This window comes from Aquibaculum sediminis (assembly GCF_040712085.1).
Lineage (GTDB): Bacteria > Pseudomonadota > Alphaproteobacteria > Kiloniellales > DSM-21159 > Aquibaculum > Aquibaculum sediminis.
Genome location: NZ_JBFCVK010000006.1, coordinates 204,439 through 217,476 on the forward strand (window position 1 = coordinate 204,439; position 13,038 = coordinate 217,476).

Annotated in this window: 14 protein-coding genes; 9 read left to right on the forward strand and 5 right to left on the reverse strand. The window is 67.1% G+C overall.

Features of this window, described 5'->3' with window-relative positions; translation table 11 throughout:
* Positions 1 to 98: 98 nt before the first annotated feature.
* The 5 genes from ABZ720_RS11495 to ABZ720_RS11515 all read left to right on the forward strand — a co-directional run bounded on the left by ABZ720_RS11495 (position 99) and on the right by ABZ720_RS11515 (position 7,080).
* Positions 99 to 1,685, forward strand: coding sequence for a gamma-glutamyltransferase family protein (locus ABZ720_RS11495; RefSeq protein WP_366555668.1), 1,587 nt, complete (start codon positions 99 to 101; stop codon positions 1,683 to 1,685).
* Between the two features lie 238 nt (positions 1,686 to 1,923).
* Complete coding sequence (locus ABZ720_RS11500; protein WP_366555669.1) at positions 1,924 to 3,177, forward strand: sarcosine oxidase subunit beta family protein; 1,254 nt, start codon at positions 1,924 to 1,926, stop codon at positions 3,175 to 3,177.
* A 12-nt stretch (positions 3,178 to 3,189) separates the two neighbouring features.
* On the forward strand, positions 3,190 to 3,480 hold the full coding sequence (locus ABZ720_RS11505; protein ID WP_366555670.1) for a sarcosine oxidase subunit delta: 291 nt from the start codon (positions 3,190 to 3,192) through the stop codon (positions 3,478 to 3,480).
* Positions 3,477 to 6,476: a sarcosine oxidase subunit alpha family protein gene (locus ABZ720_RS11510; RefSeq protein WP_366555671.1), complete on the forward strand. Its 3,000-nt coding sequence runs from the start codon at positions 3,477 to 3,479 to the stop codon at positions 6,474 to 6,476. Before ABZ720_RS11505 ends, ABZ720_RS11510 begins: the two co-directional genes overlap by 4 nt.
* Entirely contained in the window at positions 6,469 to 7,080 is a 612-nt protein-coding gene (locus ABZ720_RS11515; protein WP_366555672.1) for a sarcosine oxidase subunit gamma, read from the forward strand. Before ABZ720_RS11510 ends, ABZ720_RS11515 begins: the two co-directional genes overlap by 8 nt.
* A gap of 27 nt (positions 7,081 to 7,107) precedes the next feature.
* On the opposite strand, the gene ABZ720_RS11520 is transcribed toward ABZ720_RS11515, so the two are convergent.
* The 4 genes from ABZ720_RS11520 to purE form a co-directional block, all read right to left on the reverse strand.
* On the reverse strand, positions 7,108 to 7,383 hold the full coding sequence (locus ABZ720_RS11520) for a hypothetical protein (RefSeq protein WP_366555673.1): 276 nt from the start codon (positions 7,381 to 7,383) through the stop codon (positions 7,108 to 7,110).
* A 72-nt stretch (positions 7,384 to 7,455) separates the two neighbouring features.
* Positions 7,456 to 7,749, reverse strand: a complete 294-nt coding sequence (locus ABZ720_RS11525) for a Dabb family protein (RefSeq protein ID WP_366555674.1) — start codon at positions 7,747 to 7,749, stop codon at positions 7,456 to 7,458.
* A 69-nt stretch (positions 7,750 to 7,818) separates the two neighbouring features.
* Entirely contained in the window at positions 7,819 to 8,916 is a 1,098-nt protein-coding gene (locus ABZ720_RS11530) for a 5-(carboxyamino)imidazole ribonucleotide synthase (RefSeq protein ID WP_366555675.1), read from the reverse strand.
* Entirely contained in the window at positions 8,909 to 9,406 is a 498-nt protein-coding gene (purE, locus tag ABZ720_RS11535; RefSeq protein WP_366555676.1) for a 5-(carboxyamino)imidazole ribonucleotide mutase, read from the reverse strand. The genes ABZ720_RS11530 and purE overlap by 8 nt, the downstream gene beginning before the upstream one ends.
* A gap of 317 nt (positions 9,407 to 9,723) precedes the next feature.
* On the opposite strand from purE, the gene ABZ720_RS11540 reads away from it, so the two are divergent.
* A complete protein-coding gene (locus ABZ720_RS11540; RefSeq protein ID WP_366555677.1) occupies positions 9,724 to 10,389 on the forward strand; it encodes a class I SAM-dependent methyltransferase in 666 nt (221 codons plus the stop codon).
* A gap of 4 nt (positions 10,390 to 10,393) precedes the next feature.
* On the opposite strand, the gene ABZ720_RS11545 is transcribed toward ABZ720_RS11540, so the two are convergent.
* Positions 10,394 to 10,618, reverse strand: coding sequence for a YdcH family protein (locus ABZ720_RS11545; protein ID WP_366555678.1), 225 nt, complete (start codon positions 10,616 to 10,618; stop codon positions 10,394 to 10,396).
* Positions 10,619 to 10,772: 154 nt separating this feature from the next.
* Here ABZ720_RS11545 and ABZ720_RS11550 point away from each other — a divergent pair, with 154 nt between their 5' ends.
* Genes ABZ720_RS11550 through ABZ720_RS11560 form a run of 3 tightly spaced genes read left to right on the forward strand, consistent with a single transcriptional unit; the run spans position 10,773 to position 12,910 of the window.
* On the forward strand, positions 10,773 to 11,861 hold the full coding sequence (locus tag ABZ720_RS11550; protein ID WP_366555679.1) for an ATP-dependent 6-phosphofructokinase: 1,089 nt from the start codon (positions 10,773 to 10,775) through the stop codon (positions 11,859 to 11,861).
* Position 11,862: 1 nt separating this feature from the next.
* Positions 11,863 to 12,393: a TIGR02444 family protein gene (locus tag ABZ720_RS11555; RefSeq protein ID WP_366555680.1), complete on the forward strand. Its 531-nt coding sequence runs from the start codon at positions 11,863 to 11,865 to the stop codon at positions 12,391 to 12,393.
* On the forward strand, positions 12,380 to 12,910 hold the full coding sequence (locus ABZ720_RS11560; RefSeq protein WP_438264095.1) for a chromate transporter: 531 nt from the start codon (positions 12,380 to 12,382) through the stop codon (positions 12,908 to 12,910). The genes ABZ720_RS11555 and ABZ720_RS11560 overlap by 14 nt, the downstream gene beginning before the upstream one ends.
* Positions 12,911 to 13,038 lie beyond the last annotated feature (128 nt).

Here is a 13,038-nt window from a genome sequence, read left to right on the forward strand (position 1 = left end):
GGCGCGCGCCACCGGCCGGGTGCTGGACCGCCTGCCCGCGAGCCGCTATCACAAAAGCCAAGCCCATCGACACACGAGAGAAAGCGAGAGTCTCGCCCATGCGCGATTTCCAGAAGAACGGTCGCTCAGCCCTTTACGCCGGCAGCGCCGCCGTCGCCACCTCCCACCCGCTGGCTTCCATGGCCGCGGTGGAGATGCTGCGCTCCGGCGGCAATGCGGTCGACGCCGCCCTGACCGCCTGCGCCGTGCTCTGCGTCGTGGAGCCGCACATGACGGGCATCGGCGGTGACTGCTTCGCACTCTATGCCCCGGCGGGCGCCTCCGAGCCCGTCGCGATCAACGGGTCTGGCCGCGCGGCCTCCGGCGCCTCGCTCGACTGGTACCGGCAGGAAGGCTTCACCAAGATTCCGGAAGACGGAGCGCACGGCGTGGTCGTTCCGGGGTCGATTGCGGCCTGGTGCCGTCTGGCCGAAGACCACGGCCGCAAGGACATCGGCGAGATCCTGGCGCCCGCCATCCGCTATGCCGAGGAAGGCTACGTCATCACCCCGCGCGTGGCCTGGGACTGGGAGAAGCTGGTGCCGCGCCTTGCCAACGACTCGGTGGCCCGCGAGCTGCTGCTGGTGGACGGCAAGGCCCCGGCGCTCGGCACCCGCCACGGCCAGCCGAAGCTGGGCGCAACACTGCGCCGGATTTCGCTGGAAGGCGCAAAGGGCTTCTACAGCGGCCCAGTGGCCGAGGATCTGGTCGGCCGCCTGCAGGCCCTGGGCGGCCATCACACCCTGGAGGATTTCGCGGCGGCAAAAGCCGACTACGTGACCCCGGTCTCCACCGACTATCGCGGCTATCGGGTCTATGAGTGCCCGCCCAACGGCCAGGGCATCATCGCGCTGATGATCCTCAACATCCTCTCCGGCTATGACATGGCCGGCCTGGACGAGGTCACCCGCACGCACCTGATTGCCGAAGCCACAAAGCAGGGCTATGCCCAGCGCGATGCCTTCATCAGTGACCCGGCCGCCATGTCCGCCACCTCCGAACAGCTGCTCTCCGAAGCAACGGCAACAGCGTTGCGCGCGCGCATCTCGCCGAAAGAGGCCGCAGACGCGCCGGCCCTGGATATGGGCGGGGCCGAGCACCGCGACACCATCTGCCTGTCCGTGGTCGACGAGGACGGCAACGCCATCTCCTTCATCAACTCCCTGTTCCACGGTTTCGGAAGCTGCGTCATCGGCCCGGAGTCCGGTGTGGTGCTGAACAACCGCGCTTCCTCTTTCCGCCTTGAGCCGGGACACATCAATGCGTTCGCCCCCGGCAAACGGCCGATGCACACGATCATCCCCGGAATGGTCATGCAGAATGGGGAAGCCATGCTGCCCTTCGGGGTGATGGGCGGGCACTACCAGGCCAGCGGCCATGCCGCTTTCCTCACCTCGCTGCTCGACGAGGACATGAACCTGCAGACCGCCATCGACCGTCCGCGCAGTTTCGCCCACGACGGCGTTCTGGCGCTGGAGACCGGGTTCACGGAAGCCCAGGCCGAGGCTCTGCGGGCCCTGGGCCACAAGGTCAACTTTGTCGACAGCCCCCATGGCGGCGCCCAGGCCATCCGCATCGACCGGGAGCGCGGCGCCCTGATCGCTGCATCCGATCCACGCAAGGACGGCTGCGCGCTCGGCTGGTAAGCGCAATTTAGGCTCCTTCACTTACAGCCGCAGGGAGCTGGCGTTCCCTGCGGCTGTTGCTTTACAAGGCTTTGCGTCTTTTTGAGTGATGTCGCGTCTTTGCGTCCCAGGCGTCGCCCCGTGATTGTTGCCGCCGGGTGAAAGTGCCTAGCCTGCACTGCAGTCGGTAAAGCGGATCCAGGGGTGCGCCCGAGTACTCCTCCGCTTCAGCCGGAAGGCAAATCACAGCGGCGCAAGCATGACCCATTATTCCATATTCAGCCTGGTGAAGGGTGCCCTCTGCGGCCCCGGCGCCTGGTCGCCTGTCTGGCGCGAACCGGAGCCGAAAGCCGAGTACGACGTGGTGATCGTCGGCGCCGGCGGACATGGTCTCGCCACCGCCTACTACCTGGCCAAGGAGCACGGCATCACCAATGTCGCCGTGCTGGAGAAGGGCTACCTGGGCGGCGGCAACACCGGCCGCAACACCACCATCGTGCGCTCGAACTATCTCCTGGACGGCAACGCACACCTTTACGAGTGTTCGATGAAGCTCTGGGAGAACCTGAGCCAGGACCTGAACTACAATGTCATGTTCAGCCAGCGCGGCGTGCTCAATCTGGCGCACAACGACGCCCAGATGGATGCCTTCCGCCGCCGCGGCAACTCAATGCGCCTGAACGGCATCGATGCGGAGCTGCTCGACCGCGACGGCGTGCGGGCCATGGTGCCCCACATCAACTTCGAGGATGCGCGCTTTCCCATCTACGGCGGCCTGCTGCAGCCGCGCGGCGGCACCGCACGCCATGACGCCGTTGCCTGGGGCTTCGCCCGGGCCGCCGACACCCGCGGCATCGACATCATCCAGAACTGCGAGGTAACCGGTATCCGCCGCGAGGGCAACCGCGTCACAGGCGTCGAGACCAGCCGCGGCTTCATCGGCGCGAAGAAGATCGGCATCGCGGTGGCGGGAAATTCCTCGCGGCTTGCGGCCATGGCCGGGCTGCGCCTGCCCATGGAGAGTCACCTGCTGCAGGCCTTCGTCTCTGAGGCCCTAAAGCCGGTGATCGACACCGTCGTGACCTACGGCGCCCATCACTTCTATGTCAGCCAGTCCGACAAGGGCAGTCTCGTCTTCGGCGGCGACCTGGACGGCTACAACTCCTATGCCCAGCGCGGCAACCTGCCGGTGGTGGAGGACGTGATCACCGCCGGGCTATCGCTCTTCCCCAACCTGTCGCGCATCAAGCTGCTGCGCCACTGGGGCGGCGTGATGGACATGTCCATGGATGGCAGCCCCATCATCGGGAAGCTGCCGGTCGAAGGACTCTACCTGAACGGCGGCTGGTGCTACGGCGGCTTCAAGGCCACGCCGGGCTCCGGCTGGGTCTTTGCCCACACCATCGCCAACGACCAGCCCCATCCGATCAACGAGCCCCTCAGCCTCGAGCGTTTCGAGACGGGCGCGGTGCTCGACGAAAAAGGCGCCGGCCCGGTGCCGGGCCATCACTGAGGCAAGTATAGCATGCGACTTCCCTGTCCCTGGTGCGGAGACCGCGACCTCAACGAATTCGGCTATGGCGGCGATGCCACGCTGCAGCGCCCTGCCGACGATGCGCCGATGAAGGAATGGGTCGATTACGTCTTCTTCCGCGACAACCCCCGCGGCAGCCACCGCGAGCACTGGCAGCACATCCAGGGTTGCCGTGCCTGGATCGTCGTCGAGCGCGATACCTTGACCCACGAGATCACCGGAAGCTGGCCGGCCAATGAGATGGTCGCCACCGCCCCTGCGAAGGCCGAGGTGACATCATGAGCGCGGCCAAGGCGAACAAGTCACAGCGTCACCGCTCTGCTGACGGCGGGCGCATCGACCGCGGCACGCCGCTCTCCTTCCGCTTCGACGGGCAGTCCTATCAGGGCTATGCCGGCGATACGCTGGCCTCGGCCCTGCTGGCCAACGGCGTCACGCTGGTGGGACGCAGCTTCAAGTACCACCGCCCGCGCGGCATCCTCTCCGCCGGGGTCGAGGAGCCCAACGCCCTGGTCCAGCTGCGCAGCAGCGCCCGCCACGAGCCGAACGTGCGCGCCACCGTGGCCGAGCTCTATGACGGCCTGGAAGCGACCAGCCAGAACCGCTGGCCGTCGCTGACCTTCGATGTCAGCTCGATCAACAACGCCTTCTCCGCCTTCCTGGGTGCCGGCTTCTACTACAAGACCTTCATGGGCCCGACCCGGGGCGCCTGGCATTTTTATGAGCGCATCATCCGCAAGGCCGCCGGCCTCGGCACCGCGCCGACGCTTCCGGACCCGGACCGCTATGAGAAGGCCCATGCCCACTGTGACCTCCTGATCGTAGGCGGCGGTGCCGCCGGTCTCGCCGCCGCACTGGCGGCGGGGCGCAGCGGCGCCCGGGTCTTCCTGGTCGAGCAGGACAACGAGCTGGGCGGCGCCCTGCTGGGCGAGGCGGCCGGCGCAAGGCTCGAATGGGCCACGGCCGCCGCCGGCGAACTGGCCAGCCTGCCAAACGTGCGCATCCTCACCCGCACCACGGCCTTCGGCTTCTACGATCACGGTGTTCTGGGGCTGGTGGAGCGGGTGGCCGACCACCTGCCGCAGCCGGGTGCGCATCAGCCGCGCCAGCGCCTCTGGACCCTGCGGACCAAGCAGGTGGTCATCGCCGCCGGCGCCCATGAGCGCCCGCTGGTGTTCGGCGACAACGATATTCCCGGTGTGATGCTGGCCGGCGCGGTACGGCGCTACCTGCATCGTTGGGCCGTGACGCCCGGGGAGCGGGCCACAGTCTTCGCCAACCACGACGAGGCCTATCGCACGGCCCTGGATCTGGCCGATGCCGGCATTGCGGTGGCTGCCGTGGTGGATCCTCGCCCGGTGCCGGGCGGCGACCTGCTGCGGGCCCTGGCGGAACGGGGCATCGAGCATCTGGGCAATCACGTGGTGGTTCGCGCCCGCGGCGGCCGCCATCTGCTCGGCGCCGAGGTGGCCGCGCTGGATGCCGACGCCAAGCCCAGTGAGCCCACCCGCTTCATTCCGAGCGACCTGCTGGCCATGTCGGGTGGCTGGAACCCGGCGGTGCAGTTGCACGCCCAGTCCGGCGGCAAGCCGCAGTGGGACTCCCGCCTCTTCACCTTCGTTCCCGGCACCTCCAAGCAGGCCGAGCGCTCCGCCGGTGCCGCCGCCGGCCACATGACCCTGGCGTCCGCGCTTGCCGACGGCGTCAGTGCCGCCGGTGCAGCCCTCGAGGCGCTGGGACACACGCCCAAGCCGATCGACCTGCCGGCCGTCGAACCGGAGGCCGAAGCGGTGCCGGCGCCGCTGTGGGAGGTCTACACCCGCAAGGGCAAGCGCTTCGTCGACTTCCAGCACGACGTCACGGCCAAGGACCTGGATCAGGCGGTGCGCGAAGGCTATCGCGCACCCGAGCACGCAAAGCGCTACACCACGCTGGGCATGGCCACCGACCAGGGCAAGACGGCCAACGTCAATGCCCTGGAAGTGCTGGCCCGGGCCCGCGGCGAGGCGCGGGAGAAGCTGGCGCAGACCACCTTCCGTCCGCCCTATACCCCGGTCAGCCTGGGCGCCTTCGGCGGCCGCGATGTGCTGCGCCACTACCACCCGATCCGGCGCACGCCCATGCATGTCTGGCACGAGGCACAGGGTGCCGTGATGGTGGAAACCGGCCTGTGGATGCGGCCGCGTTACTACCCCCGCGGAAACGAGACGCTGTTCGAGGCGATGAACCGCGAAACGAAGCACGTGCGCGAGAAGGTCGGCATGGTCGATGTCTCGACCCTGGGCAAGATCGACGTGCAGGGTCCCGATGCCGGTGAATTCCTCAACCGCATCTATGCCAACGGCTTCAAGAAGCTGCCCGTGGGCAAGGCCCGCTACGGCGTGATGCTGCGTGAGGACGGCATGGTCTTCGATGACGGCACCTGCTCGCGCCTGTCGGAAAACCACTATCTGGTGACCACGACCACGGCCAATGCGGCGCGGATCCTCAGCCACATGGAGTATCACCTCCAGACCAACTGGCCGGACCTGCGGGTACACGTGGCCTCGGTCACCGACCAGATCGCCGCCATGGCGATCGCCGGGCCGCAATCGCGCGCAGTGCTGCAGAAAGCGGTGGAAGGCGCCGACGTCTCCAGCGAGGCCCTGCCCTTCATGGGTGTGGTGCATGCCCGCATCGCCGGCAAGCCGGTGATCATCTTCCGCATCTCCTTCTCCGGCGAACTGGCCTACGAGGTCGCGGCCGGTGCCGATCACGGCTTGGCGGTCTGGGAAGCCCTGATGGAGGCCGGACAGGAATCCGAGATTATTGCCTATGGCACAGAAGCCATGGCGGTGATGCGCATCGAGAAGGGCCATGCCGCCGGACCGGAACTCAGCGGCCAGACCACCGCGGCCGACCTGGGGCTGGGCAAGCTCTGCTCCACCAAGAAGCCCTACATCGGCCACCGCCTGAAGGAACGCCCGGCCACCGCCGATCCACATCGTCCTGCCTTGGTGGGGCTGGTCTCTATCGAGGACAACAAGCGCATTCCCGGCGGCGCCCAACTGGTCGAAGACCCGCAGGCAAAGGCCCCCGTGCCGATGCTGGGCTATGCCACCAGCCCGACCTACTCCATCACGCTTAACAAGAACATCGCGCTGGGCTTGCTGAAGGACGGCGCCGAGCGGATGGGAACGACGCTCTACGCCACCAATCCGCTGAACAACACCACCGTCAAGGTGGAGGTGGTCTCTCCCCACTTCTTCGATCCCGAAGGAAAGCGCCTGCATGCCTGAGCGTTTGTCCGCCCTCGAGGGCGCCTATCACCCCGGCCTTCACGGCACCACCGACCCGGCAGCGGCCCGCCTGTTCCTGAGCGAGCGGCGCGGCCTCTCGGTGGCGCTTGTGTCCTGCTTCCCGGAAGACCGGGAGGCCGTGGCTTCTGCGGTGCAGGAACTGCTGGGCCTGGCGCTGCCGGCTCCCAGCCGCGCGCATGAGAACGAGGCCGGCGCCCTACTCTGGCAGGGGCCCGACCGCTGGCTGGTGGTCATGCCGGAGGAAAAGCAGCCCGATCTGGTCCAGACATTGCGCGACAGCTTGGCCGATCGTCCGGCGGTGGCCGTGGCCGACATCAACCACGCCCGTTGCGTCATCCGCATTGCCGGTGCAGAGGCGCGCAATCTGCTGGCCAAGGGCTGTGGCCTGGACCTGGTTCCAGAGTCCTTCCCCGCGGGGCACTGCGCCCTCACCCGCTTCGGTCATCAGGCTGTGACGCTCCACGCCCGCGGGGCCGAGGAGATCGACCTCTATGTCACGCGCAGCTTCGCGCTGGCGCTCTGGGAAGAGTTGCTGGATCTGGGCGCGGAGTACGGTCTCCGGGTGGAAGAACCGCGTCGCTGAGGTTATAGGCGCCCGCCGCCGGTAATATCAGGCGGCGGCGCCCGGCTGCGCAAGCTCGCGCTCAGCCTGGCAGGCACGCCGGAACAGCCAAACCCCGGACAGAGCCGCCAGCGCCAATGCGATGACGCCGCCGGCCATGGCGAAGCTCTCGGACAGATGTAGAAGCCCTACGATGGCCCAATCGAGGCCGAAACCAAGCGCCAGCACCGCATCGAACATGATGATGCCTGCGCAGAACGCGGCAAACATCGCACTGACAGTCGGGCGGGTGGCAGTCTGGGATGTCGGCAGGGTAGCCTTCACGGTCGTCTCTCCATTCTGGATCGGCTCATTCAGGTTCAACTGAATTCAGTCAGAGCCGAAACGCTAAAAAAGCTAGGATGCCTCCGCGCGGACGTCGGCGGCAATGCGCAGATCGCGCAGCGGCTTCACCTGGCGGATGCACTCCGCATAGATCGGGTGTTCCTTGTAAGCCCGCAAGGCTGCCTCATCCTCGAATTCTCCGTAGACCACCAGATCCACCTCCGAGGAGAATTGGTCGCGGCGGATGTTCTGGCTCACTTCGAAATGTCGCACGCTGGGGATGGTGCCGAGCTGCATAAGCAGCTGCTGAATCCGTTCGATATCCTGCGGGTTCTTGGCAGAGAAGAAGACAATGTGACGCAGCATGACGAGGTGTGAACTCCCGAATGGTCTCAACGGAATACGGGCAAGTGAAGGAAGGCGGGCAGCGCAGCCTCAGCCGAGCGGCGACAGGCGCGTGACGTGACCCATTTTGCGTCCCGCGCGCGCCTCCCCCTTGCCGTAGAGATGCAGGCGCGCGGCGGGGTCGGAAAGGATCTCCCGCCAGCGGCCGGCTTCGTCGCCGAGCAGGTTACGCATCACCGCGTTGGAATGGCGGTCGGGTGCTCCCAGCGGCAGGCCGGCCACGGCGCGCACCAACTGCTCGAACTGCGATGTGACGCAGGCATCCATGGTCCAGTGTCCGGAGTTGTGCGGGCGCGGCGCCAGCTCGTTGACCAGCACTTTGTTGTCGGTGGTCACGAACATCTCGACCGCGACCAGCCCGATCAGGTTCAGGCCTTCCGCAACGTGCCGCGCAATCACCTCGGCCCGCTCGGCAACGTCCGCCGGAATGCGCGCCGGCGCCACTGTCTGATCGAGGATGTGATCGCGATGCCGGTTCTCGACCGGGATATAGGGCGCAATCGCTCCATCCTGGCCGCGGGCGACGATGACGGAAATTTCGGCCCGGAAGTCGACGAAGCTTTCGACGATCGCCGGGCTGTCCGGGGCGTGGCGGCGCATTTCCTGCCAGGCCTGCTCCACCTGCCCCTCGCTGCGCAGCAGGACCTGCCCCTTGCCGTCATAGCCGAACTCGGCGCTTTTCAGGATGACCGGCGCGCCGAAATCCCGCAGCGCCCGTGTCATGGCTTCCGGTCCGGCCACCTCCATGTAGCGGGTGGTCGGCACATTGATCGAGCCGAGGAAATCCTTCTCGCGCAGGCGGTTCTGACAGATGTGCAGCACGTCCGCACCGGGACGCACCGGAACCCGCTCGGCCAACACCCGCGCGGTGTGCGCCGGCACGTTCTCGAACTCGAAGGTGACCACGTCCACCGCATCGGCGAAGGCGCTCAGCGCTGCCTCGTCGTCGTAAGCGGCAATCGTCGAGCGCGCGACCACCTGTGTGGCCGGCTCGTCCGCGCCCGGGCAATAAACGTGGCAGCGAAAGCCCAGTCGCGCGGCCGCCAAGGCAGTCATGCGTCCAAGCTGTCCCCCGCCCAGGATGCCGATGGTCGAGCCCGGCGGCAGGGTGAAACGCGCTTCAGCCATCGTCGCGAGGCTCCTCTGCCACGTTGTCGCTCTGCGCGGCACGATAGGCATCGAGCCGCTTCGCCAGGGCCTCATCGTTCAACGCGAGCACCGAGGCCGCCAGCAGCCCCGCGTTCTTCGCGCCCGCCCGGCCGATGGCCAGCGTGCCCACTGGCACGCCTCCCGGCATCTGGACGATCGACAGAAGCGAATCCATGCCCTTCAGAGCCTGGCTTTCCACGGGCACGCCGAAAACCGGCAAGGGCGTCAGGCTGGCCACCATGCCGGGCAGATGCGCCGCCCCGCCGGCGCCGGCGATGATCACCTGAAGGCCACGGTCCCGGGCGCCGCGCGCATAGTCGTAGAGCCGCTGGGGGGTGCGATGCGCCGAAACGATGCGCGATTCATGCGCAACCCCCAGTTCCGTCAGAGCCACAGCCGCATGGCTGAGTGTGGGCCAATCGGATTGACTGCCCATGATGATACCGACCTGCGGCGCAGACACCGTCATGCCTTCGCTCCAACTGCCAACATCCGGAAAGGCCCCCGATCCGTCCTGTGACGACCCCGTGGAATTGGCCCGGGCAATCCCCGGGCGGGTGCTTTGGCGCATTATCCGTTCGCACCCGCCGCGAAACAAGCTTTGCCGCTCCGCCTGCCGCGGAAAAGCATCGCGGTTCACACCGGGTGGTCGGTCTGCCGCGTTTTCGGGGTTATCCCCTTTGCGTCTATGCACAGCAGCCTGCGTGATGTCCTAATCTGCGACGCATCGGATCCGCGCCGGGCTTCCGTGGGTATCCGGACTGCAAAAAAGAGGGCCACGCCCCAATGCATGTGCTTGCCCGCGCCCGCCAGATCCAGCGCAACCTTTCAGCCGACGGGCTGCGCGCAACGCTCTACAAGAGCTACTATTACGGCCTGGGCTACGTCTTCGATGCCGCTCACAAGCGCATCGACACCACCTCCCCGGCCACGCGCGAAACCCAGACCGAGTACGGCACCCCGCGTGGCGACCGCACGGCCGCATTTCCCTGCCATCCAGGGGTGCTGCGACGTGCGCTCGATGCGCTTGCCGTGTCTGCGAACGATGTCTTCCTGGACATTGGCTGCGGCAAGGGCCGGGCTCTGGTGGTGGCACGACGCTACCCTTTCCAAAGGGTCATCGGCGTGGACCTCATGCCCTCCCACATCCGGGTTTGCCGCCGCAACCTGGAACGCCTGGGCAGCCGCGAGCATCAGCTCATTCTCGGCGATGCGCTCAAGATCGACTATCCGGCCGACGTGACGGTTTGCTTCCTCTTCAAACCTTTCCCCGAGCCCGTGATCCTGGCCTGCCTCGCCCGCCTCCTGCCACGGCCCCGCGCCGTGATCCTGATGGGCAGCGACGCACTGGAACAGCTTCCAGGCTACCGGCTGCAGGAGAGCTACCGCCATGGACCGTCAGAGCGTTTCGACTACCTGCTGTTCACTCGGGAGTCCGAGGCCGAAGCCTGATGTCTCAGGCGATGATGTCCGGGATCAGGCGATCCTCGATGCGCCCCATCATGTCCTTCAGGACGAGTTTGCGCTTCTTCAGACGCTGGATCTGCAACTGGTTGCTCAGCGGTGACTCCGAGAGCTTATCGATCACCTCGTCCAGGTCCCGGTGTTCCAAATGCAGCTGCTCCAGGCGGGCGCGCAGTGACGCCTGCTCCTCCTCGCGGTTCTCGTAATCGTCATTCATAGGCCTGGAGGGCTCGTTCTGTTCATTGGGGACCGGAGACCATCATAGCGCTTCCCGCTGTACCCGGGGAGGGGGTGAAAACGCCGGGGAGAGTTGCAGGGGATGACGCTTTACGACACCTTGTTCTTTCTAACATGGATGCTCGAGCAGCAGAATGACCAACAGGCGCAGAATTGGCGTGCTCACCAGCGGGGGCGACTGCGCCGGCCTCAATGCAATTCTGCGCGCAGTGGTCCAGCGCGCGGTTGAGGGCTACGGCTGGCACGTGGTCGGCATCCACAAGGGTACGGCCGGCCTGCTCTCCCGCCCTGTGGAGGCGGAAACCCTCGACCTCTCCCGCTTCCAGGGCGAGCTGCTGCGCCGGGCCGGCACCATTCTGGGCACCACGAACAAGGGCAATCCCTTCGATTTCCCCCTGCCCGACGGCCGGCGAATCGACCGCTCCGAGGAGATCGTCGAGGGCTTTCGAGAGCTGGAGATCGAGGGGTTGATCGGCATCGGCGGCGACGGCAGTCTCGCCATCCTCTCACGGCTGTGTGAGAAGGCGGACCTGCCGCTGATCGGCATTCCCAAGACCATAGACAATGACGTCGCGGGCACGGAGGTGGCCATCGGCTATGCCACGGCCGTCGGCGTGGCCACCGACGCGCTCGACCACCTGCAGCCCACGGCTGCGAGCCACGACCGCGTCATGATCCTGGAGGTCATGGGGCGCGATGCCGGCCACATCGCTCTTTCGGCGGGGATTGCCGGCGGCGCCGACATCATCCTGGTCCCGGAGATCCCCTACACACTGGACAATCTCAAGCGCAAGATCGACGAGCTGCGACGGCGCGATCGCAACTTCGCGCTCGTGGTGGTGGCCGAGGCCGTGCGCACCGAGGAGGGTGAGGCAGTCACAGCCAGTCCGGGCGCCGCCCAGGCGCGCTACGGCGGCATTGGCCACTACATCGGTCACAAGCTGGCCGAGGCCACCGGGGCCGAAATCCGGGTCACCGTGCTGGGGCATGTGCAGCGCGGCGGCACCCCGGTGCCACGCGACCGGCTCATGGCCTCGATCTTCGGCGTTCACGCCGTGGACCTTCTGGCCGCCGGCAAACGTGACCGCATGGTGGCCTGGTCCGGCCGCACGGTCACCGACCTCGCGCTGGTCGATGTGGTGGACAAGCCCCACCGGGTCGATCCGCAGGGCGCCTTAGTCCACGCTGCCCGCGGCTTGGGCATCTGCCTGGGAGACCGCTAACGTGAAGCACACCGGCCGGCTCTGGAGCTTCTCACTCGCGATCTACGGCCAACCGGGCGTCCCCGAGGCCTGCCTGGCCTTGCAAGACAGCCGCGGCGCGGACGTGAACCGGCTGTTGCATGCGCTCTGGTGCGGCGCGCTGGGCCATCGCATCACCCAGGACGAGCGCCAGAGGCTCGATGAGCAAGCCACCCCCTGGCACGCGCAGGTCGTGCAGCCCCTGCGTGGGGTCCGGCAATGGCTCAAGGGCCGCGAAGCCATGGCGCTGGGCGAGGCGGCCGAACTGCGCCAGCAGATCAAGGCGCAGGAACTGGAATCCGAGCGGCTGGAGCAGCTGCTGCTCGAATCCACACTGGCCCCGCCGGCGGCAACCGGTGGCCCCTCCCACGCCGCCGCCAACCTCCTCGCCCTGATTCCCGCACCCCGCGGCGCGGAGCGTGACCATCTCCTGACCCTGCTCAAAGCCACCTGGCCACAGCTCGACCCCACGCGGCTGTCCGGCCTCTTCCCCAGTGAGCATGAGCAGAACTGACCCGGTCAGCGAGAGGCAGGGTTCCGCCTGGGAGGTCTTTCGCATCTTCCTTGTGCTGGGCCTCACCTCTTTCGGCGGTCCTGTTGCCCACCTCGGCTACTTTCGCGATGCCTTCGTGGCGAAGCACAGGTGGCTCAGCGACCGGGCCTATGCAGACATCGTCGCGTTGTGCCAGTTCCTGCCGGGACCGGCCTCCAGTCAGGTCGGCATGGCGGTCGGGCTGCAGCGGGCTGGCTATGCCGGCATGCTGGCTGCCTGGACCGCCTTCACCCTGCCCTCGGCCCTGCTGCTGGTGGCCTTCGCCTACGGCGCTGAGGCCCTGGGCACGGGCGCGGGCGCCGGATGGATCCAGGGCCTGAAGGCGGCGGCCGTGGCCGTGGTGGCCCACGCCCTGCTCGGCATGGCACGCAGCCTTACTCCCGACCGCGAACGGGCGACCATAGCCGTCACCGGGATGATTCTTGCGCTGTCGATACCGGGTGTGGTGGGCCAGTGGGCTGCTGGACCTGTTGAATGAGGCCCTGGTCGGCGCGGCCCGGGTTCTGTCGGGCCGGGATCCGACCCCGACCGCAGGGATCATCGATAGCCAGTCAGTCCAAACCACCTAAAGCGGCGGGCCGCGTGGCTATGATGCCGGCAAGAAAA

Bases quoted from the DNA above. Each gene is read 5' to 3' on its own strand.
- ABZ720_RS11495 (WP_366555668.1), top strand. From the start codon at position 99: ATGCGCGATTTCCAGAAGAACGGTCGCTCAGCCCTTTACGCCGGCAGC.
- ABZ720_RS11500 (WP_366555669.1), top strand. From the start codon at position 1,924: ATGACCCATTATTCCATATTCAGCCTGGTGAAGGGTGCCCTCTGCGGC.
- ABZ720_RS11505 (WP_366555670.1), top strand. From the start codon at position 3,190: ATGCGACTTCCCTGTCCCTGGTGCGGAGACCGCGACCTCAACGAATTC.
- ABZ720_RS11510 (WP_366555671.1), top strand. From the start codon at position 3,477: ATGAGCGCGGCCAAGGCGAACAAGTCACAGCGTCACCGCTCTGCTGAC.
- ABZ720_RS11515 (WP_366555672.1), top strand. From the start codon at position 6,469: ATGCCTGAGCGTTTGTCCGCCCTCGAGGGCGCCTATCACCCCGGCCTT.
- ABZ720_RS11525 (WP_366555674.1), bottom strand. From the start codon at position 7,749: ATGCTGCGTCACATTGTCTTCTTCTCTGCCAAGAACCCGCAGGATATC.
- ABZ720_RS11530 (WP_366555675.1), bottom strand. From the start codon at position 8,916: ATGGCTGAAGCGCGTTTCACCCTGCCGCCGGGCTCGACCATCGGCATC.
- purE (WP_366555676.1), bottom strand. From the start codon at position 9,406: ATGACGGTGTCTGCGCCGCAGGTCGGTATCATCATGGGCAGTCAATCC.
- ABZ720_RS11540 (WP_366555677.1), top strand. From the start codon at position 9,724: ATGCATGTGCTTGCCCGCGCCCGCCAGATCCAGCGCAACCTTTCAGCC.
- ABZ720_RS11545 (WP_366555678.1), bottom strand. From the start codon at position 10,618: ATGAATGACGATTACGAGAACCGCGAGGAGGAGCAGGCGTCACTGCGC.
- ABZ720_RS11550 (WP_366555679.1), top strand. From the start codon at position 10,773: ATGACCAACAGGCGCAGAATTGGCGTGCTCACCAGCGGGGGCGACTGC.
- ABZ720_RS11560 (WP_438264095.1), top strand. From the start codon at position 12,380: ATGAGCAGAACTGACCCGGTCAGCGAGAGGCAGGGTTCCGCCTGGGAG.